The sequence below is a fragment of the Pseudomonas sp. NPDC077451 genome (genome assembly GCF_044543345.1).
Lineage (GTDB): Bacteria > Pseudomonadota > Gammaproteobacteria > Pseudomonadales > Pseudomonadaceae > Stutzerimonas.
Map to the genome: position 1 here is coordinate 248,414 of NZ_JBITVX010000005.1, position 20,259 is coordinate 268,672.

At 60.6% G+C, this 20,259-nt stretch carries 15 protein-coding genes and 2 tRNA genes; 3 read left to right on the forward strand and 14 right to left on the reverse strand.

The genetic code is table 11. The features are described from left to right. Positions 1–114 precede the first annotated feature (114 nt). The gene (rlmB, locus tag ACIGHL_RS11040) at positions 115–870 is read right to left on the reverse strand and encodes a 23S rRNA (guanosine(2251)-2'-O)-methyltransferase RlmB (protein ID WP_128120148.1); all 756 of its coding nucleotides are present in this window, start codon (positions 868–870) and stop codon (positions 115–117) included. After that, positions 867–3,404, reverse strand: a complete 2,538-nt coding sequence (gene rnr / locus ACIGHL_RS11045; RefSeq protein ID WP_216707179.1) for a ribonuclease R — start codon at positions 3,402–3,404, stop codon at positions 867–869. Before rnr ends, rlmB begins: the two co-directional genes overlap by 4 nt. Positions 3,405–3,608: 204 nt before the next feature. On the opposite strand from rnr, the gene ACIGHL_RS11050 reads away from it, so the two are divergent. Together ACIGHL_RS11050 and ACIGHL_RS11055 are read left to right on the forward strand one after the other, a co-directional pair. Beyond that, positions 3,609–3,695, forward strand: a tRNA-Leu gene (locus ACIGHL_RS11050). Positions 3,696–3,797: 102 nt separating this feature from the next. Continuing rightward, positions 3,798–3,884 (forward strand) — tRNA-Leu (locus ACIGHL_RS11055). Between the two features lie 160 nt (positions 3,885–4,044). On the opposite strand, the gene ACIGHL_RS11060 is transcribed toward ACIGHL_RS11055, so the two are convergent. The 11 genes from ACIGHL_RS11060 to ACIGHL_RS11110 all read right to left on the reverse strand — a co-directional run bounded on the left by ACIGHL_RS11060 (position 4,045) and on the right by ACIGHL_RS11110 (position 17,010). After that, the gene (locus ACIGHL_RS11060) at positions 4,045–5,340 is read right to left on the reverse strand and encodes an adenylosuccinate synthase (RefSeq protein ID WP_128120150.1); all 1,296 of its coding nucleotides are present in this window, start codon (positions 5,338–5,340) and stop codon (positions 4,045–4,047) included. 77 nt (positions 5,341–5,417) lie between these two features. Beyond that, positions 5,418–6,605: an ATP phosphoribosyltransferase regulatory subunit gene (locus ACIGHL_RS11065; RefSeq protein ID WP_128120151.1), complete on the reverse strand. Its 1,188-nt coding sequence runs from the start codon at positions 6,603–6,605 to the stop codon at positions 5,418–5,420. A gap of 283 nt (positions 6,606–6,888) precedes the next feature. After that, positions 6,889–7,761, reverse strand: a complete 873-nt coding sequence (hflC, locus tag ACIGHL_RS11070) for a protease modulator HflC (protein ID WP_046163172.1) — start codon at positions 7,759–7,761, stop codon at positions 6,889–6,891. Then, positions 7,761–8,951 carry an FtsH protease activity modulator HflK gene (gene hflK, locus ACIGHL_RS11075; protein ID WP_128120152.1) on the reverse strand — a complete coding sequence of 397 codons (1,191 nt, stop codon included), beginning with the start codon at positions 8,949–8,951 and terminating at the stop codon, positions 7,761–7,763. The genes hflC and hflK overlap by 1 nt, the downstream gene beginning before the upstream one ends. Positions 8,952–9,048: 97 nt before the next feature. Further along, positions 9,049–10,350 (reverse strand): ribosome rescue GTPase HflX, encoded by a 1,302-nt coding sequence (hflX, locus tag ACIGHL_RS11080; RefSeq protein WP_216707178.1) that lies wholly within the window; start codon positions 10,348–10,350, stop codon positions 9,049–9,051. 12 nt (positions 10,351–10,362) lie between these two features. Next, a complete protein-coding gene (gene hfq / locus ACIGHL_RS11085) occupies positions 10,363–10,617 on the reverse strand; it encodes an RNA chaperone Hfq (protein WP_128120154.1) in 255 nt (84 codons plus the stop codon). 90 nt (positions 10,618–10,707) lie between these two features. Further along, positions 10,708–11,679, reverse strand: coding sequence for a tRNA (adenosine(37)-N6)-dimethylallyltransferase MiaA (gene miaA / locus ACIGHL_RS11090; protein WP_128120155.1), 972 nt, complete (start codon positions 11,677–11,679; stop codon positions 10,708–10,710). A 60-nt stretch (positions 11,680–11,739) separates the two neighbouring features. Next, positions 11,740–13,617, reverse strand: a complete 1,878-nt coding sequence (mutL, locus tag ACIGHL_RS11095; protein WP_128120156.1) for a DNA mismatch repair endonuclease MutL — start codon at positions 13,615–13,617, stop codon at positions 11,740–11,742. Further along, the gene (locus ACIGHL_RS11100; RefSeq protein ID WP_128120177.1) at positions 13,614–15,035 is read right to left on the reverse strand and encodes an N-acetylmuramoyl-L-alanine amidase; all 1,422 of its coding nucleotides are present in this window, start codon (positions 15,033–15,035) and stop codon (positions 13,614–13,616) included. The genes mutL and ACIGHL_RS11100 overlap by 4 nt, the downstream gene beginning before the upstream one ends. A 17-nt stretch (positions 15,036–15,052) precedes the next feature. Then, the gene (tsaE, locus tag ACIGHL_RS11105; RefSeq protein WP_045424402.1) at positions 15,053–15,523 is read right to left on the reverse strand and encodes a tRNA (adenosine(37)-N6)-threonylcarbamoyltransferase complex ATPase subunit type 1 TsaE; all 471 of its coding nucleotides are present in this window, start codon (positions 15,521–15,523) and stop codon (positions 15,053–15,055) included. After that, complete coding sequence (locus ACIGHL_RS11110) at positions 15,511–17,010, reverse strand: NAD(P)H-hydrate dehydratase (protein WP_128120157.1); 1,500 nt, start codon at positions 17,008–17,010, stop codon at positions 15,511–15,513. Before ACIGHL_RS11110 ends, tsaE begins: the two co-directional genes overlap by 13 nt. 196 nt (positions 17,011–17,206) lie before the next feature. Between ACIGHL_RS11110 and queG the strand changes: the two genes are divergently transcribed. After that, on the forward strand, positions 17,207–18,298 hold the full coding sequence (gene queG / locus ACIGHL_RS11115; protein WP_128120158.1) for a tRNA epoxyqueuosine(34) reductase QueG: 1,092 nt from the start codon (positions 17,207–17,209) through the stop codon (positions 18,296–18,298). Positions 18,299–18,310: 12 nt separating this feature from the next. Here queG and ftsH read toward each other — a convergent pair whose 3' ends face one another. Then, the gene (gene ftsH, locus ACIGHL_RS11120) at positions 18,311–20,140 is read right to left on the reverse strand and encodes an ATP-dependent zinc metalloprotease FtsH (RefSeq protein ID WP_128120159.1); all 1,830 of its coding nucleotides are present in this window, start codon (positions 20,138–20,140) and stop codon (positions 18,311–18,313) included. Between the last annotated feature and the right edge of the window lie 119 nt (positions 20,141–20,259).

Here is a 20,259-nt window from a genome sequence, read left to right on the forward strand (position 1 = left end):
AATAAAGTGACGGCTCGAGCGTCAGAATCAGAACGGACAGTTGACCGCAGCGAAAACGATCCGTTTCCGCTGAAGAGCAAAGGTCTTAACAGATGAGGCCAAGCGAAGTAGACGCTAGCTCGCGGAGCGGGCCGAGCGCCGTTGGCGCAGGGCCTCGAACAGGCAAACTCCGGTAGCGACGGAGACGTTGAGGCTGCTGACGCTGCCGCCCATGGGCAAGCGCACCAGGAAATCGCAGTGCTCACGGGTCAGGCGCCGCATCCCCTTGCCCTCGGCCCCCATCACCATAACGATCGGCCCGCTGAGATCCTGATCGTAGATCTCCTGCTCGGCCTCACCAGCCGTACCGACGACCCACAAACCGCGCTGCTGCAGTTTTTCCAGCGTCCGGGCGAGATTGGTGACGGCTACCAGCGGAATGACTTCGGCAGCACCGCAGGCCACCTTGCGCACCGTAGCGTTCAGCGTCGCGGATTTATCCTTGGGTATGATCACGGCCAGTGCGCCGGCCGCATTGGCAGTTCGCAGACAGGCCCCTAGATTATGCGGGTCTGTGACGCCGTCGAGCACGAGCAACAGGGGCGCGCCTTCGGTGCGATCAAGCAGCTCCTCAAGCATGGCATCGCCCCAAACCTGGCTGGGACTGACGTCAGCAATCACGCCCTGATGCACGCCCTCGACCCAGGCGTCCATTTCGCGGCGCTCGCACTGGCCGACTCGAACCTTCGACTCGGCAGCCAGCTGGAGCAAATTCTGCACGCGCGGATCATCACGCCCCTCCGCCAGCCAAATCTGCTTGACTCGCTTCGGATGATGGCGAAGCAACGCCTCGACGGCATGAAGACCATAAACCTTTTCTAGATCGCTCATGGTTTGGCCTTACGCTTACGGGGCGCGGCGCCCTCGGGCTTCGGCGTGGCCTTGCCGGCGGCCGCCTTCGGTTTCGAGCCGCTGCGCTTTGGCTTGCTCTTCGAGGTTTTGCCTGCCTTGGCGTCGCCTAACAGTGCCTTCTTGATCTCACGGCTCTTGCGAACGTCATCGCTGACCGACTCATTGCCCTTCGACAAAGACGCATCAGCGCCTTTCTTGCCGCGACCATCTTTACGTCCGCCGCGGCCGTCCGAGGCTCCGCGCTCGCCGGCTCCGGTCTTGCTGCCACCGCCAATCAGCTCGAAGTCGATCTTGCGCTCATCGAGATCGACACGCATGACCCGCACCTCGACGCTGTCGCCAAGACGGAAGCTGCGACCGCTGCGCTCACCGGACAGGCGATGATGCAACGGATCGAAGTGGTAGTAGTCGCCCGGCATCGCCGTCACGTGCACCAACCCTTCGACGTAGATATCGGTCAGCTCGACGAACAGGCCGAAGCCGGTCACGGCCGTGATAACGCCGGGGAAATTCTCACCGACCCGGTCTTTCATAAACTCGCATTTCAGCCAGTTCACGACATCACGGGTCGCTTCATCGGCGCGGCGCTCGGTCATTGAGCACTGCTCGCCCAACTGCTCCAATGCGGCCTCGTCATACGGATAGATGCGCGCCTTGGGCATGCTGGTAGCGCCCGCACGGCGAACGTGCGACGTGTCGCGCTTGGAGCGGATCACGCTGCGGATCGCCCGATGGATCAGCAGATCGGGGTAGCGGCGAATCGGCGATGTGAAATGTGCGTATGCCTCGTAGTTCAGGCCGAAATGGCCATTGTTGTCAGGACTGTAAACCGCCTGACTGAGGGAGCGCAGCATTACCGTCTGAATCACATGGAAGTCGGGACGCCCCTGGATATGCTCCAGCAGCGCCTGGTAATCCTTGGGCGTTGGCCCCTCTTTGCCCTTGTGCAAGGTCAGGCCCAGCTCGCCGAGAAACGCTCGGAGTTTCTCCTGACGCTCCAGGGGGGGACCATCATGCACACGATACAAGCCCGGAATGTCGTGATCCTGAAGGAAGCGTGCAGTGGCCACGTTGGCGCATAGCATGCACTCCTCGATCAGCTTGTGCGCGTCGTTGCGCTCGGTCGGCTTGATCTCCGAGATCTTGCGACCAGCACCGAAAACGATGCGGGTTTCCTGCGTCTCGAAGTCGATTGCCCCACGGGCATGCCGCGCCTTGAGCAATATCTTATAGAGCGCATAGAGCTGCTTAAGGTCGGGCAGCACTTCACCGTACTCGCCGATAAGGCGTTTGCCTTCAGCCGAAGATGGCTGCTCAAGCATGCTGCTGACCTTGTTATAGGTCAGTCGTGCGTGGGAATGGATCACCGCTTCATAGAACTGGTAATCCGTCATATTCCCCGACTTGCTAAGGGTGATTTCGCAGACCATCGCCAGACGGTCGACATGCGGATTTAGCGAGCAGAGCCCATTCGACAACTCTTCGGGCAGCATCGGCACAACCCGCTCGGGGAAATACACCGAGGTGCCACGTACTTCAGCTTCCTGATCCAGCGCCGAGCCGACCTTGACATAGTGCGAGACATCGGCGATCGCCACGTACAGGCGGAAACCACCGGAAAACAGCTTCCAGCCACTGAGCTTCTCGCAGTAAACGGCATCATCGAAGTCTCGCGCATCCTCGCCGTCGATGGTGACGAACGGCAGGTGGCGAAGGTCGACGCGTTTCTGCTTGTCCTTCTCCTCGACTTCCGGCTTGAGCTTGGCGGCTTCGCGTTTTACCGCATCTGGCCAGACATGCGGAATGTCGAAGCTGCGAAGCGCGACATCGATCTCCATACCGGGAGCCATGTAGTTGCCGATGACCTCGACCACGTCGCCCTGTGGCTGAAACCGCTGAGTCGGCCAGTGGGTAATCTTGATCTCGACGAACTGACCCGGCTTGGCATCCATGGAACGACCCGGCGTGACCAGCACTTCCTGCTGGATCTTGGGGTTATCAGCCATCACAAAGCCGATTCCACTTTCTTCCTGGTAGCGACCTACGATGGTTTCGTGGGCACGACCGATGATCTCAACAATCGCACCTTCGCGCCGCCCGCGGCGATCAAGCCCGGCCACGCGAGCCAGGCAACGGTCGCCGTCAAACACCAGACGCATCTGTGCTGGACTCAAGAATAGATCGTCGCTGCGGTCATCAGGGATGAGGAAACCGAAACCGTCGCGATGGCCGCTGACGCGACCGCAAACCAGGTCCAGCTTGTCTACCGGGGCATAGGTGCCACGCCGGGTATAGATCACCTGACCGTCACGCTCCATCGCGCGCAAACGGCGGCGCAGAGCCTCAATGTCATCTTCGGAGGATAATCCGAACTCCTCTACCAGCTGCTCACGGGCCGCTGGCGAGCCGCGCTCGCTCAGATGCTTGAGTATCAATTCGCGGCTGGGGATGGGGTTTTCGTACTTTTCCGCTTCACGTGCGGCCTCGGGATCGAGGGATTGCCAATCGGCCATTAAGAGATGTCACCTTTCATTCATTTATAGAGGCAGAACGCCCTATATCTATTGAAGCGCGAAACGCCGTCCGACGGCAGCTTTCACGCGAATTATTTTTCCTGGACGGGGCTTTACAAGGCATAACCCCGCCCGTATAGTTCGCGCCCACAATGTCTGGTAGACGTTGTAACACGGAAACGACGAAGTATCATCGTTTGCAGTGCCCAGGTGGCGGAATTGGTAGACGCACTAGGTTCAGGTCCTAGCGGTGGCAACACCGTGGAAGTTCGAGTCTTCTCCTGGGCACCATTTATCCGATGAGACACTTGCGACAGCGAGCGTTTCATAGACACAAGGTTTGTCGACCTTGACCAACAATAGACATAAGTCGGTGAGCAATCATCGCAATGTGCCCAGGTGGCGGAATTGGTAGACGCACTAGGTTCAGGTCCTAGCGATGGCAACATCGTGGAAGTTCGAGTCTTCTCCTGGGCACCACTCTTCAGAAAAAACCGAGCCACTGGCTCGGTTTTTTTCGTTTCTGCTTAGGCTCAACACACGCAACAGCCCCGCTAACATAATTACATGGCCTACATTTAGACCGCACGCACCAAAAGAAAGACCGCCCGAGGGCGGTCTTTGTATTTCACACCAGTGATCAGGCGTAGGGATGACGCAGCACGATGGTCTCGTTGCGGTCCGGCCCGGTGGAAATGATATCGACCGGCGCCTCGACAAGTTCCTCGATACGCTTGATGTAAGCACGCGCGTTAGCGGGCAGAGCCTCGAGCGACTTGACCCCGACGGTGGATTCATTCCAGCCAGGCAGCTCCTCGTATACTGGCTGCAAGCCCTGATAGCTGTCTGCGTCGGTCGGCGCATCAACCAGCACTTCGCCATCACGGTCCTTGTAAGCAACGCAGATGCGTATGGTATCCAGGCCGTCCAGTACATCCAGCTTGGTCAGACAGATACCGGAGACACTGTTGATCTCGATTGCGCGGCGCAGGATGACCGCATCGAACCAACCGCAGCGACGGGCGCGACCAGTGGTCGAGCCGAACTCATGGCCACGCTCGGCCAGACGAGCACCCACCTCATCGAACAGCTCGGTGGGGAAAGGACCGGACCCGACGCGCGTGGTGTAGGCCTTTGTAATACCGAGGATGTAGTCCAGATATAGCGGACCAAAACCGGAACCAGTAGCAGTGCCCCCCGCCGTGGTGCTGGAGCTGGTGACATAGGGGTAGGTGCCATGATCGATGTCGAGCAGCGAACCCTGCGCCCCCTCGAACATGATGCGCGCCCCCTGCTTGCGCAACTCATGCAGTCGCGCCGAGACGTCCGTCATCATCGGCCGGAGGATTTCGGCGTAGCCCAGCGCCTCATCGAGCGTCTTCTGGAAATCGACAGGCTCGACCTTGTAGAAATTCTGCAGGATGAAGTTGTGATACTCGAGCAGTTCACGCAACTTGACCGTGAAGCGCTCAGGGTTGAACAAGTCGCCGATGCGCAAACCACGACGGGCAACCTTGTCTTCGTAGGCCGGCCCAATGCCACGACCTGTAGTACCAATCTTGCCCTCGGAACGCGAAGCTTCGCGCGCCTGATCCAGAGCGACGTGATACGGCAGAATGAGAGTACAGGCTGGACTGATGCGCAGGCGCTCACGAACAGGCACACCCTTTTCTTCGAGCTTGGTGATTTCACGCATCAGGGCATCCGGCGCCACGACCACGCCATTACCGATGAGGCACTGTACGTTCTCGCGCAGAATTCCGGACGGAATCAGATGCAGCACAGTTTTTTCGCCGTCGATGACCAGCGTGTGACCAGCATTGTGACCGCCCTGGAAACGCACCACGGCCGCAGCCTGGTCGGTCAGCAGATCGACGATCTTGCCCTTGCCCTCATCACCCCATTGGGTGCCCAGGACCACGACATTCTTACCCATAAACCTTGTCCTCTTGGCGAAGCATTACCGGTTATGACCGGCGAAAAAAACTGAAAACCCTGCCTGGCGCAGCCGCATCAGCGGACCAGTGGTGTTACAACCCAGGAACCCTCTTGCAACAGTAGCTGCCGGTCACAGCCAACACCTGGCGCGACATCGCTCTGCTGCCCGTCCAAGGCCTGCACCACCCGCTCACCCTGCTCACGCAGCCGACGGATTGTCTGCCACAAAGTCGGATCGGCGCTGTAAGGCGCCCAGATACCGGCCAACGGGCCGACGAGCTCGGCATTGCCCAGCCTGACCAGCGTCTTTAGGTCCGTCGAAAAGCCGGTCGCCGGACGCGCCCGGCCAAAATCAGCACCAATGTCATCATAACGCCCACCCTGAGCGATCGACTGGCCTACGCCCGGGACGAATACCGCGAAGACGACACCAGTGTGGTAGTGATAGCCGCGCAGCTCGCCAAGATCGAAATACAACGGCAACTCGGGATACCGCATCGCCAACTGTTCGGCGATATGCGCCAAGCCTTCAAGCGATTGAAGAACCGGAGCAGGCGCACCGGCAAGCACCTCGCGCGCAGCGTCAAGCGTCTCGCGACCACCACAGAGCCGTGCTAATGCGCGCAACATGCTCGCCAAGGCGGGCTCGACATTAGCGGTCAGCGCTGCGATCTCGTCCATCGCCTTACGCTGCAAGGCATCGAAGAGGCGCTGCTCTGCGTCCCCAGAGAGACTGGCGGCGCGCGCCAACCCACGATAAATACCCACATGACCGAGATCCATGTGTAGGTCCGGCACATCGGCGAGTAGAAGGGTTTCCAGCATCAAGCTGATCACTTCAAGGTCGCTAGACGTGCTGCTGTCCCCATAGAGTTCGGCGCCCAGCTGAATCGGGCTCCGCGACGTGGTGAGAGCCTGCGGCTTGGCATGCAGGACGCTGCCGGCATAGCACAGGCGGCTAGGCCCTTCGCGACGCAACGTATGGGCATCCACCCGCGCCACCTGCGGCGTGATGTCCGCTCGCAAGCCCATCTGCCGCCCTGACAACGGATCGATGACCTTAAAGGTCTTAAGATCAAGGTCCTGCCCGGCGCCAATCAGGAGCGATTCGAGAAACTCCACATGAGGGGTAATAACCAACTCATAGCCCCAGCACTGGAAAAGATCCAGCACACGACGCCGTGCAGTTTCGATACGCGCCGCTTCGGGCGGCAGCACCTCTTCAATGCCATCTGGCAGAAGCCAGCGGTCTATCGTTGCCATTTCGCCAATCACCTCTCGATACGGCAAGCCTAGTCAAGCAGACGAACGCCGGGGCAACAGCCTGAGCCGCCCATCGGTCGCGTGCGATTGTGTTCGAACCATGGCGACAGCGCCACGCCCCACCAAGGGGATCAGCATGGCTGGCCATGCCCGGATCAGCCTGCTACCGCCGGGGCGCAGACGCAAAAAAGCCGGGCTTTTCCCGGCTCACGGATCATAACAACGTTTCGCCAACGGGTCACCCGGCGGACTGCACTCAGCCCGCCCGACAACCCTTCAGCAGTCACTGCGCTGTTGCGGATTCCAGATAACGGAAGAAATCGCTATTGGGATCTAGCACCAGAACATCTTCCTTGTTGGCGAAGCTCTCTCGGTAGGCTTGGAGGCTGCGATGGAAGGAATAGAATTCCCGATCCTGCCCGTACGCTGCAGCATAGATGGCTGCCGCCTGCGCATCGCCGTCACCGCGCAACTCTTCGGCCTCACGGAACGCCTCAGCCAATAGCACTCGCCGCTGCCGATCAGCATCGGCACGAATACCTTCAGCCAGCTCCTTACCTTTAGCGCGATGCTCCCGTGCTTCACGTTCACGCTCAGAGCTCATCCGCTCGAACACGCTACGGTTCACTTCGCGCGGGAGATCAATGCCCTTGACTCGGACATCCACCACCTCAATCCCGAGCTCCTGCTGCGCAGCACGATTCAGGCTGTTGGTCACCAGACTCATCAGCTCGTCGCGCTGGCCAGACACCGACTCGTGCAAGGTCCGCTTACCGAACTGGTCTCGCAGTGCGGCTTCGAGACGACGCGCGAGGCGCTCATCTGCAATCTGCTTCATGCCTGAAGTCGCGGTATAAAAACGCTCGGCATCGTCAACACGCCATTTGGCGTAGGAGTCAACCATCAACGCTTTCTTCTCCAGCGTCAGGAAGCGCGACGTCGTAGTATCCAGCGTCATCAGACGCGCATCGAACTTGCGCACGCTGTTGACGTAAGGGATTTTCAGGTGCATGCCCGGCTTTACGTCGGGCTCAACGATACGACCGAATCGCAGTAATACCGCTCGCTCTGTCTGGGACACGATGTAGAAGCTGTTCCACGCCACGATCGCCAGCACCACACCCACAATGAGTGCGGTCAGGGATTTATTGCTCATTAGCGGACCTCCCTTGTACGCACTTCACGCGGATCCAGCTCCGGAGGCAGCCTCGTAGTCTGCGTCGAAGCGCCTGACGCAGACGTCGCAGGGGACTGCCCAGAAGCAGCACCGCGACCATTGATCATCTTATCGAGCGGCAGATAGAGCAGGTTGTTTTGACCCTGATCGCCGGTAACGAGCACCTTGCTGGTATTGCTCATAAGCTCTTGCATGGTTTCCAGATACAGGCGCTCACGCGTCACGTCTGGCGCCTTCCGATACTCAGCCACCAGCTTGGAGAAGCGATCCGCCTCACCCTGGGCGCGTGAGATCACCGCGTCACGGTAACCACTGGCTTCCTCCAGCATGCGCTGAGCCTGACCGCGCGCCTCAGGGATCACTCCGTTGGCGTAAGACTCGGCCTGATTCTTCTCGCGCTGCTCATCCTCTCGGGCACGGATAACGTCATCAAACGCTTCCTGCACCTCGCGCGGCGCAGCTGCGCTTTGCAGGTTCACCTGAGTCACGATGATGCCCGTACCGTAGTTGTCAAGAAACCGCTGCAGGCGCTCCTTGACCTCAGCCGCCATCGCCTCACGCCCCTCGGTCAGGACCTGATCCATCGCCGTCGAGCCGACTACGTGACGTACAGCACTGTCAGTCGCATGCTGCAAGGACGCTTCCGGATCTTCGACATTCAGGACAAATGCTTGAAGATCACTGACTTTGTATTGCACGGTCAGAGGCACTTCAATGATGTTCTCATCCTCGGTAAGCATCTGCCCTTGTTTGCTGTAAGAGCGTTCCCGTGTGACGTTTGCCTGGAACTTCTTATCAAACGGCGGGAAATAGATATTCAGACCTGGACCCACGGTCTCGTGATACTTGCCGAAGCGCAAAACCACGGCCTGCTCTTGCTCATCCACGATATAGATAGCATTGAACAGCCAGACGGCCAGCAACACCACCAGACCAATCCAGACCAGCGCAAACCCGCCACGGCGACCAGCACCGCCACCCGAGGACCCGCCACTGCGCTTCTTGCCGCCGAACATGCCATTGAGGCTGTCCTGCAATTTACGGAAAGCCTCATCCAGGTCCGGCGGACCTTTCTGATCGCCACCGCCACCGCCGCGACGACCACCGCCGCCACCGCTACCCCAGGGATCCTGGTTGTTCGAGTTGCCACCCGGCTCATTCCAAGCCATAGCGCTCTCCATTCAAATAAAGCTAAAGACGCGCCAGCGGCGCGTCCACCAATGCTACCGAAAGCCCGGAACGAACGGCTTAAAAGCCCCCCGAGCTTTATTGCAAAGTGTGTTGCTCGAAAAACTGCTCCGTCTCAAGGCCCGCGCGGCTGATAAGACGATGCAGTTCGACACGCTGCAAACGCACATCAAGCAGACTGACACCGTCGTCATCATGGACCTCGGACTGCACCGCCCCTAGATCGAACAACTGCGCACGCATGCGCCCAAGCTGCTGCGGCAACCGAAGCGTCCCAACGAAGAGATCGTTACCGAGCAGTTCGGCAATGGCCTGCTTCAACAGATCCAAGCCCAACCCTTGCTGTGCCGAGACCCAGACCCGCTGCGGTACGCCATCAGCATCGCGCTGGATCTGCGGCTCGATGCCTTCAAGCAGATCCACCTTGTTGTAGACCTCCAATATCGGCAGCTCATGCGCGCCGATTTCGGTCAGCACCGCCAGTACCTGCTCTATCTGCTGATCGCGCTCAGGCTCGTGAGCATCGATGACATGCAGCAGCAGATCAGCGTTGCTCGACTCTTCGAGTGTGGCACGGAACGATTCGACCAGTTTGTGCGGCAAATGACGAATGAAGCCCACCGTATCAGCAATCACCACCGGCCCCAGATCATCCAACGCCAGACGACGCAGGGTTGGATCCAGCGTAGCGAAAAGCTGGTTAGCAGCGTAAACCTCGGATTCGGTCAAAGCATTGAAAAGGGTAGACTTGCCAGCGTTGGTATAGCCCACCAGGGATATAAGCGGAATATCAGCACGTCGGCGGCCCCGGCGAGCCTGCTCACGCTGACTACGAACCTTTTCCAGCCGCTGCTTGATCTGGCGAATACGCACACGCAGCAAGCGCCTGTCAGTTTCAAGCTGTGTCTCGCCCGGGCCGCGCAAGCCTATACCGCCCTTTTGCCGCTCAAGGTGAGTCCAGCCCCGCACCAGCCGGGTGCTCATGTGATCCAGCTGAGCTAGCTCAACCTGCAACTTGCCTTCGTGCGTGCGCGCGCGCTGAGCAAAGATATCCAGAATCAGGCCGGTCCGATCAAGCACACGACATTCAAGCGCTCGCTCGAGGTTGCGCTCTTGGCTGGGCGTCAGGGTGTGATTGAAAATGACCAGCTCGACCTCGCCGTCCTTGACAAGGTCATGCAGCTCTTCAACTTTGCCGCTGCCGATCAGAAACTTGGCGGAAGGTTGGTGCCTGGCAACATTGACGAAACCAACTGTTTCGGCGCCAGCTGACCGCGCCAGCTCACGAAACTCTTGGGGGTCTTCACGCGCCGCTGGATCCTGAGCATCCAGATGAACCAGGATAGCCCGCTCACCACCACCGGGACGTTCGAAGAACAATGAAAGCTCCCTTTATTCGTTACCCGACTCAGACTGTTCAGCGTCGCCAGCAACAGGCAGGCGCACCGGACGGCCAGGAACGACAGTCGAGATGGCATGCTTGTAAACCATCTGACTAACCGTGTTCTTCAACAGAATGACGAATTGATCGAATGACTCGATCTGGCCCTGAAGCTTGATACCGTTGACCAAGTAGATCGAAACCGGAACGCGCTCCTTACGCAGGGTGTTCAGGTAAGGGTCTTGTAGCGAATGCCCTTTTGACATGTGCCGCACTCCTTAAAGGATCTTTTCATTAATTATTCGAAATCGAACACGGCCGATCAATGATTGAGAATAGCCGGTCAAATAGCAGTGTCAGCTCAATATGGCGAGCCTATCCAAGTATTTCAATGCTCGCGGCAGATTGTCACAGGCCGAACTTTCCAGCCAGTGAACCCCCTCCCATCCCCTCAACCAAGTGAGCTGACGCTTGGCCAGTTGCCGTGTAGCGATCACACCGCGCTCAACCATTTCCTGCGCAGAGTACTCACCGTCCAAATAACGCCAGACCTGACGATAGCCAACCGCTCGCATGGACGGCAGCTCCGCATGCAGATCTTGGCGCCTGCGAAGAGATTCGACCTCTGCGACAAAGCCCTGTTCAACCATCTGAACGAAACGCCGCTCGATACGTTGGTGCAGCACCTGCCGTTGCGCAGGCGCTATGGACAACTGCGCAACAGTATAAGGCAAGACGCGGCTGTCTGGCGTGCCGGCTCCGGCTTTTTGAGCGGTTTGCCGGGAGCGGTGCTCGGTCATGCTGATGCCACTGACCCGATAGACTTCAAGCGCCCTGATGAGACGCTGCGGATCGTTAGGGTGGATCCGAGCGGCTGATACAGGATCGACCTCGCTGAGCTGGCGATGCAGCGCCGCCGCGCCTTCCGCCTGCACTTGTGCTTCGAGCGCCGCACGCAGCTCAGCATCAGCGGCCGGCATATCCGCCAACCCTTCGAGCAACGCCTTGAAATACAACATGGTGCCGCCTACGAGCAGCGGAACGCGTCCTGCTTCGGTGCTCTGCGCCATCGCCGCCAGGGCGTCAGCCACAAACTCAGCAGCCGAGTAGCTCTGCACAGGGTCTCTGATATCGATTAAACGATGCGGGAAGGCATCCAACAGCTCAGGGGAAGGCTTGGCAGTGCCGATGTCCATGTCACGGTAAACCAAGGCGGAATCGACACTGATCAGGTCACACGGCAAGGCTCGAGCCAGCTCGATAGCGAGGTCAGTCTTGCCGGCGGCGGTCGGACCCATAAGAAAGATGGCGGGAGGTAATCGTGGCATCGGATGCTCGAAGAAATGTTTCGCGGACAATGACTGAACCCGGCGAACCGAGCACACCAGCTATCGCCCTCGGAGGAAGAGCTTATCCAGGTCGGCCATGCCCAGTTGGGTCCAGGTCGGACGACCGTGATTGCACTGGCCACTGCGCTCGGTCTGCTCCATGTCGCGCAATAGGCCGTTCATCTCCGGCACGGTAAGGCGTCGGTTTGCACGCACCGCGCCGTGGCATGCCATGGTTCCAAGCAGCTCGTTGAGATGCGCCTGAATACGGTCGCTAGTGCCGTACTCAAGCAGGTCGGCCAGCACGTCCTGCACCAACCGGGTCGCTTCGGCCTGCTTGAGCAGGGAGGGGATCTGGCGGATCGCCAGACTCTCGGGCCCCAGCCGCTGCAGCTCAAAACCAAGCCTCTGGAACCACTGCGCATGCTCTTCGGCACAATCTGCTTCGCGCTGACTGACGGCGATCGATTCCGGTACCAGTAACGGTTGACCACGCAGACCTTCGCTGGCCATTGCGGTTTTCAGTCGCTCATACATGATCCGCTCGTGGGCGGCGTGCATGTCCACCAAGACCAGACCTTGAGCATTTTCGGCGAGAATGTAGATACCCTTGAGCTGAGCCAGTGCGTAGCCAAGCGGCGGCACGTCATCCTGACTTTCCGGCAGGGCCGCAGCAGTCGTTTCTGCCAATGGCGAGAAAAACTCACGGTAGGCACCCTGCGCTTCTGCAACGCTGCCAGTCGGCATCGGCCGAGGCGCCTGATAGCCAGCGCCGGCACCGCGCCAGGCAGGCTGTGCTGCCGCTGGCTGATCCAGCGCGCTGGCAGCGAGGCTCATTTCGTTCTGTCCGGCGAATTCTCCAGCATCACGACCAGAGACCGTGGTTACCGGCGCCACGCTGGCTGGCGCGGTCAGCTGATCCTCGGGACGGACATCACCGAGCGCGCGGTGCAAGGTGCCGTAGAGGAAATCATGCACCATGCGATTGTCGCGAAAGCGAACCTCATGCTTGGTCGGATGGACGTTGACGTCCACCACTGCTGGGTCCACATCGAGGAACAACACGAAGGTCGGGTGTCGACCATTGAACAATACGTCGCGGTAAGCCTGCCGCACTGCATGGGCGACCAGCTTGTCGCGCACCATGCGTCCATTCACATAGAAATATTGCAGATCCGCCTGGCTACGGGAAAACGTCGGCAAACCGACCCAGCCCCAAAGATGCAGACCGGTGCGCTCAATCTCGACCGGCAACGCCTGTTCCAGAAAGGCGGGGCCGCACACCGACGCGACGCGGCGCCCCCGAGACGCAGGATCACTGGCCGGATGCAGCGCAAGCACCACCTTCCCGTTGTGGCGAAGATGGAACGCGACATCGAACCGCGCCAGTGCCAGCCGCTTGATCACTTCCTGCAAGTGGTCGAACTCAGTCTTTTCAGTGCGCAAGAACTTACGACGTGCAGGCGTGTTGAAGAACAGGTCGCGCACCTCGACCGAGGTTCCGACCGGATGGGCAGCCGGCTGAACGCGCGCCTCCATGTCCCGACCTTCGGTCTCGACCTGCCAGGCTTCGGCAGCATCAGCCGTACGCGACGTCAGCGTTAATCGGGAGACCGAACTGATCGACGCCAGCGCTTCGCCTCGAAAACCCAGGCTCATGACACGCTCAAGGTCTTCCAGGTCACGGATCTTGCTGGTCGCATGCCGAGCCAGGGCCAGCGGCAAGTCATCGGCTGGAATACCACAACCATCGTCGCGCACCCGCAGCAGCTTTATCCCGCCTTGTTCAACGTCCACTTCAATACGGGTGGCACCGGAGTCGAGGCTGTTTTCCAGCAGCTCCTTGATCACCGAAGCTGGCCGCTCGACCACTTCACCCGCAGCAATCTGGTTCGCCAGCCGCGGACTCAGCAGCTGGATGCGCGCAGCCTCGATCATGGCTGCGAGGCCAGCGTGGTAGCGGGAATATTCAGCGTTTGGCCAACTTTGATTACGTCGCTTTTCAAGCTATTGGCGCTGCGCAACGCAGGCAGACTGATCTGATAGCGCTCGGCAAGCAGCGCCAGGCTTTCGCCAGAACGGACGACATGCTCGCGAGCCACGCTGGCAATCTTGCCGGAGTCGCGCATCCAGGCAACGTAGGTGCCGGGCGGGGGATTTTCATGGAAGAACTGTCGCACCCCACTATGAATGGAACGCGCGAGCGCCTGCTGATGAGCCGCAGTCTGTAGTTTGCGCGCCTCGGATGGATTGGAAATAAACCCGGTTTCCACCAGGATCGAAGGGATGTCGGGTGATTTCAGCACCATGAACCCGGCCTGCTCAACGCGGCGTTTGTGCAGAGGCGTGATTCGGCCCATGTTGCTCAGCACCTTTTGTCCGACGTTGAGACTGGAAGACAACGAGGCAGTCATCGACAGGTCCAGCAACACACCGGCTAGCATCTGGTCCTTGTCGCCGAGGCTTACATTGCCGGCGCCGCCAATCAGGTCAGACCGGTTTTCGCTGTCGGCCAGCCACCGCGCAGTCTCCGACGTCGCGCCGCGATCCGACAATGCAAACACCGAAGCACCATAGGCTGACGACCGCGGCGCCGCATCGGCATGAATGGAGACGAACAGGTCTGCGCCCTTCTTGCGGGCAATCTCGGTGCGTTTACGCAAGGGAATAAAGTAATCACCGGTGCGCACCAACTCCGCGCGAAAGCCCTTGTCGGCGTTGATCTGGCGCTGCAGCTCTTTGGCAAGAGCCAGCACGACGGTTTTTTCGTATATCTTGCCCGGACCGATGGCGCCCGGATCTTCTCCGCCGTGCCCCGCGTCGATCGCCACGACGATATCGCGCTTGCTGCTTGGCAGTGGAGGCAACTTGATCGCCGACAGGGTCGGCGATACGGGTGCAGTCGGGGTACTCGGCGTGGCGGTCGCCGGAACGTTGGCAGTGGATGCCGCTGCCGCATCGGCGGCATTGTCGAACAGGTCGACAACCAACCGATGGCCGTATTGCTGGTTCGGCGTGAGCGTAAAGCTCTTTGGCGAAACCTCGGAGCTCAAGTCGATGACCACCCGCAAGGTGTCGGCGTCGTATTTCGCTGCGCGCAATCCAGAAATGGGCGTGTTCTGCAGCGGCAGTTGATCGAATGGCTTGGCCAGATTGGCGCCGTCGACATCGATGACGATGCGATCCGGAGCCGTCAGAGTGAACACCTTGTGCTGGACCGGACCGGACAGGTCAAAGACCAACCGCGTGTTGTCAGGCGCTCGCCACAGACGCACGCTCTGGACGTCGGAAGCCGCCAGGACCTGCATGGCCGCGAGCATCAATGCCAAACCACTAACCAGCGCGCGCATGCGCATACCCAACCCCATGATGTTCATTGATTGCCAACGGTCAGGATGGAACACCAGCCTTCACCGCGCTCGCCTCGTGGCGTCAGGCGCAGCATACGACCGGCCCCGTGCGGCGTAATGGTAATGTCCAGGTCAGCCTTTGGCAAAATGCCGGCGCCACGTTCCGGCCACTCTACCAGGCACAGAGCGTCTCCTTCGAAATAGTCGCGAATGCCGAGAAATTCCAGTTCCTCCGGATCGACAAGACGGTAAAGGTCGAAATGGAACACTCGTGCAGCCGGGGTTTCATAGGGCTCGACCAGGGTAAAGGTCGGGCTCTTGACCTTGCCCTCATGCCCAAGCCCGCGAATCAACCCGCGCGACAGTGTGGTCTTGCCGGCGCCGAGGTCGCCGTGCAGATAAATCACGCCCCGACCGCCGGTTGCCTGAGCGATGCGCGCGCCCAGCAACAGCATGGCGTCTTCGTCGGCAGCAAACAGCGTTACGTCAGACATGGCGAATGCTCCTCGAGTATCTGGCGGACCATCGGAATCAGATCGGCGGCAACCAGCCCTCGGCCTGCGGCACCAAGACGCTCACCCGCCACCGCATGCAGCCAGACAGCAAGACAGGCCGCCTCGAAAGGCGCCAGCCCCTGCGCCAGCAATGCACCAGCCACACCCGCCAACACATCGCCGAGCCCCGCGCTGGCCATAGCCGGATGCCCGCGATCACACAGTGCAAGCCGGCCGTCGCGGTCGGCGATCAGGGTTCCAGCGCCCTTGAGCAGTACGGCACAGCCGAAGCGTGCAGCAAGAGCGCGCGCTGCGGCTGGTCGATCGGCCTGCACCTCGGCCACGGAGATTTCCAACAATCGCGCGGCCTCACCGGGATGCGGTGTGAGTAAGCAATCGCTAGGAAGGTCCACCGCGCCGGCCGCTAGCAGATTCAACGCATCGGCGTCCCACACCTGTGGCACGTGACATTGCGGTGCCAGCGACAGCAAGCTGCGTCCCCAGGGGGCCTGCCCCAGGCCTGGTCCGATCACCAGTACATCGGCCCGTTGGACCAGCGCCGTCAATGCATAAGTCGACTCGACGCCGCTGCACATGATTTCCGGGCGCCGCACCAGCGAGGCAGTGACATGTTCCGGGCGTGTCGCCAGGGTCACCATGCCGGCACCACAGCGCAGTGCAGCTTCGGCACTGAGCAACGCGGCGCCGCCAGTGCCGAGATCGCCGCCGATGACCAGCACCTGACCAAAGCTTCCTTTATGAGCAGTTGGCGAGCGGGGTGCGAGGGTCGGCAAGTTCGCCTCGCACAAGCGCAGGGCGGACGGCTCGATCTGGGCGATGACCTGCGCATCGGCCTGCAGGTCATCGAATATCAGCGTTCCGATTCGATCCGGACCCTGACCGGTAAACAGACCGAGTTTGAGACCAATGAAGGTCACAGTCAGCTCGGCCCGCACAACCTCCCCGAGCAGATGCCCCGTGTCAGCACACAGCCCCGACGGTAGGTCGACCGCAAGGATTGGCAGCACGCTTTCGTTCATTGCGCGAATGACGCTCGCGTAGGGTTCGCGAACCTCTCCGGTGATCCCAGTGCCTAGCAGCGCATCAACCAGCACACCGCGCAGATCGGCACCGGACGTCCAAGGCATCACGCTGACGCCGGCTGCCCGAGCTTCAGCAAGGGCCTGTGCGGCATCGCCCTGCAATTGCAGAGGATCGCCGACCGCAATGACCCGAACCTGACGACCGGCACGCTGCGCCAACGCTGCGATCAGATATCCATCGCCGGCGTTGTTACCGCGCCCGGCCAACACGGTGATTTCCTCAACGTCCGGCCAACGTCGGCGCAGTGCGCGCCAAGCGGCATGGGCAGCACGCTGCATAAGGTCGAAGCCAGGCGTCCCCGCCGCGATCAGCCGGGCGTCGAGCTCACGCACCTGAGCGGCAGAGTAGAGACGACTGGGAAGTGTATCGGTGGTCTGGGACATGAATCACCCGTGCGAATATCTGGCAGAATTATACGCATGCGCCTGCCCGGCCGCCCGTGGCGAGTCGGCGGCGGATTGATAGAAAAGATTGCCGCCCGAGAGCGAGCCGCGCGGTGGGTTCAACAGCTGCCGGTTCGCCAGGCCAAAACCGCAGCAGCCCGCCATTACATTGCCGCAACGCCGACGACTCTACGCCATGTCCAGTACCACCCTCGACCCAGCCGCTCTTGCCGACTCCATCAAGGAGTGGGGCCGCGAGCTTGGCTTTCAGCAGGTCGGCATTACTGGCGTTGATCTGGGCGAGCATGAAGCGCACCTCGAGCGCTGGCTAGCGGCGGGCTATCAAGGCGAGATGGACTATATGGCTGCCCATGGCAGCAAACGTTCCCACCCGGAGCAACTGGTGCCAGGCACGTTAAGGGTGATCTCGTTGCGCATGGACTACCTGCCCGGCGACACCCGCATGGCCGAGCAACTGGCGCAGCCCGAAAAAGCCTATGTGTCGCGCTACGCGCTAGGCCGGGACTATCACAAACTGATCCGCAAACGCCTGCAACAGCTGGCCGAGCGCATCCAGCACGTGATCGGCCCCTTCGGCTTTCGCGCCTTTGTCGACAGCGCGCCGGTGTTGGAAAAGGCGGTGGCGCAGCAGGCCGGCCTCGGCTGGATCGGCAAGAACACCCTGGTTCTCAACCGCAAGGCGGGCAGTTGGTTCTTTCTCGGCGAGTTGTTTGTCGACATCGCCCTCCCCGTCGACGAGCCAACCGATCGCGACCACTGCGGCAGTTGCCATGCCTGTCTGGACGTTTGCCCAACGGATGCGTTCGTCGGCGAACGGGTGCTGGATGCGCGCAAATGCATTTCCTACCTGACCATCGAGCTGAAAGGTCCGATCCCCGTCGAGCTACGGTCGAAGATCGGTAACCGCGTGTTCGGCTGCGATGACTGCCAGATCGTCTGCCCTTGGAATCGCTTCGCCAAGCCAACCCAGCAGACCGACTTCCAGCCACGTCACAGCCTGGACAACGCCGAGCTGGCAACACTGTTCCGCTGGACCGAAGAAGAGTTTCTCAGCCGCACCGAGGGTTCGCCCTTGCGCCGCACCGGCTATCAGAGCTGGCTGCGCAATCTCGCCGTGGGGCTGGGTAACGCGCCGTCGAGCATTCCGGTACTCGAAGCACTGCAGGCGCGCCGCGACGACCCCTCTGAGCTGGTGCGTGAGCATGTCCAATGGGCGCTGGCGCAGCATGAGCAACGGCCTCCGGCTTACCCGCATACCGGGGATTAGCCGGCACACAGGTTACGCCGGAGCAACCACTGTGGCGGCACTCAATTCAAGCAACGCCTCCCCGTCCAGGGTCTCCTGCTGCAGCAGTCGCTGAGCACTGCGCTCCAGCAGCTCTCGGCGCGCTTCGAGCAGCGTCAGGCTGCGTTGGAAGGATGCCTGCACCAATTCTTGTACTTCCTCGTCGATGGCCGTGGCAGTACTTTCCGCGTAATCATGCTGCGGCTTGAGGCCCAGCATCGCTTCGTTGCCCAGGAAAGAATTGGGCTCGCGCTCCAACACCATGTGCCCGAGCCGCCGGGACATGCCGTAGCGGGTGACCATGGCCCGGGCAATATCGGTGACCTTGGCCAGGTCGTCCGCCGCACCGGTGGACAGGTGGGCGAACACCAGCCACTCCGCTGCGCGCCCGCCGAGCAGCACGGCCATCTTGTTTTCGAGTTCCTCGCGGGTCATCAGGAAGCGGTCCTCGATGGGCCGCTGGATGGTATAGCCCAGCGCGCCCATGCCGCGCGGGATGATCGAGACCTTGTGCACCGGATCGACACCCGGCAGCGCCATGGCGACCAGTGCGTGGCCCATCTCGTGATACGCGACAATTTCGCGCTCGCGCGGGTTCAGCAAACGGTTGCGCTTCTCCAGACCGGCGACGATGCGCTCAATGGCGGCGGTGAAATCTGTCATGGCCACCGCCTCGGCATTGCGCCGAGTCGCCAGCAGCGTCGCCTCGTTGACCAGATTGGCCAGGTCTGCGCCGGTGAATCCTGGCGTTAGCGCGGCGATGGCCTGGGGATCGACATCGGTGTCCAGCCGCGCCTTTTTCAAGTGCACCTCGAGGATTTGCACCCGCCCGACCTTGTCCGGCCGATCCACCAGCACCTGACGGTCGAACCGGCCGGCACGTAGCAAGGCAGGGTCGAGAATTTCCGGCCGGTTGGTGGCGGCCAGCAAGACCAACCCACTGGACGTATCGAAACCGTCCATCTCCACCAGCAATTGGTTGAGCGTCTGCTCCTTCTCGTCGTGCCCGCCGGACATCGGCCCGGCGCCACGAGCGCGGCCAAGGGCGTCCAGTTCATCAATGAAGATGATTGCCGGCGCCTGGGCCCTCGCCTGTTCAAACAGGTCACGTACTCGCGCGGCACCGACCCCGACGAACATCTCGACGAACTCTGAGCCAGAAATGGAGTAGAACGGCACCCTTGCCTCACCGGCCACGGCTCGCGCCAGCAGCGTCTTGCCGGTGCCGGGCGGGCCGACCAGCAATACGCCCTTGGGCATGCGTCCGCCGAGGCGGCCGTAGGTTTTCGGATCACGCAGGAATTCGATGATTTCCTTCAGCTCGTCCTTGGCCTCGTCGACGCCGGCCACGTCGGCGAAGCTCACTTTCATGTCGGTCTCGACGTAGATTCGCGCCTTGCTCTTGCCGATCTGCATCATGCCGCCGCCACCCAGCCCGCTGCCGAGGCGACGCATGAGGAACAGCCAGATGCCGAAGAACAGCACGGCCGGGACGATCCACGACAACAGGTCCCGCACCAGCGTGCTTTCCACCTTGCCGGTGTAGCGCACCGGATATTGCTGCAGATGCTCGGCCAGCTGCGGTTCGACGCGATTGCTGACGAAGCGTCGCTGGCCGCTGGGCAAGGGTTCCTTGAACGACCCTTCGATACGCCGCTCGGTGATCGCCAGCTCATCGATGCGCCCGTCTTTGAGGTGCTGTTCGAACTCGCTGTAAGGGATCGTCGCCACTTCCTGCTGTGCCGTCAGCAGGTACTGGATGCCGAGAAACGCCAGGACGGCGAACATCCAATAGCTGACATGAAATCCGGCTTTCTCTTTCACCCTGCTCTCCTTGTATCGCCAACCAAGCGCACACGTTTTGGCTACCGGTGACTATGCCCCCTTCAGAACAGCCGCGCTGGACTCAGATCAGTAATAGCCCAACCAAACTGCCACCTCTG

Coding starts and splice junctions, on each gene's coding strand:
- ACIGHL_RS11110 (WP_128120157.1), bottom strand. CDS start 17,010: ATGTCCCAGACCACCGATACACTTCCCAGTCGTCTCTACTCTGCCGCT.
- queG (WP_128120158.1), top strand. CDS start 17,207: ATGTCCAGTACCACCCTCGACCCAGCCGCTCTTGCCGACTCCATCAAG.
- miaA (WP_128120155.1), bottom strand. CDS start 11,679: ATGCCACGATTACCTCCCGCCATCTTTCTTATGGGTCCGACCGCCGCC.
- hflK (WP_128120152.1), bottom strand. CDS start 8,951: ATGGCTTGGAATGAGCCGGGTGGCAACTCGAACAACCAGGATCCCTGG.
- hfq (WP_128120154.1), bottom strand. CDS start 10,617: ATGTCAAAAGGGCATTCGCTACAAGACCCTTACCTGAACACCCTGCGT.
- ACIGHL_RS11060 (WP_128120150.1), bottom strand. CDS start 5,340: ATGGGTAAGAATGTCGTGGTCCTGGGCACCCAATGGGGTGATGAGGGC.
- rnr (WP_216707179.1), bottom strand. CDS start 3,404: ATGGCCGATTGGCAATCCCTCGATCCCGAGGCCGCACGTGAAGCGGAA.
- ACIGHL_RS11100 (WP_128120177.1), bottom strand. CDS start 15,035: ATGCGCATGCGCGCGCTGGTTAGTGGTTTGGCATTGATGCTCGCGGCC.
- tsaE (WP_045424402.1), bottom strand. CDS start 15,523: ATGTCTGACGTAACGCTGTTTGCTGCCGACGAAGACGCCATGCTGTTG.
- hflC (WP_046163172.1), bottom strand. CDS start 7,761: ATGAGCAATAAATCCCTGACCGCACTCATTGTGGGTGTGGTGCTGGCG.
- rlmB (WP_128120148.1), bottom strand. CDS start 870: ATGAGCGATCTAGAAAAGGTTTATGGTCTTCATGCCGTCGAGGCGTTG.
- mutL (WP_128120156.1), bottom strand. CDS start 13,617: ATGATCGAGGCTGCGCGCATCCAGCTGCTGAGTCCGCGGCTGGCGAAC.
- ACIGHL_RS11065 (WP_128120151.1), bottom strand. CDS start 6,605: ATGGCAACGATAGACCGCTGGCTTCTGCCAGATGGCATTGAAGAGGTG.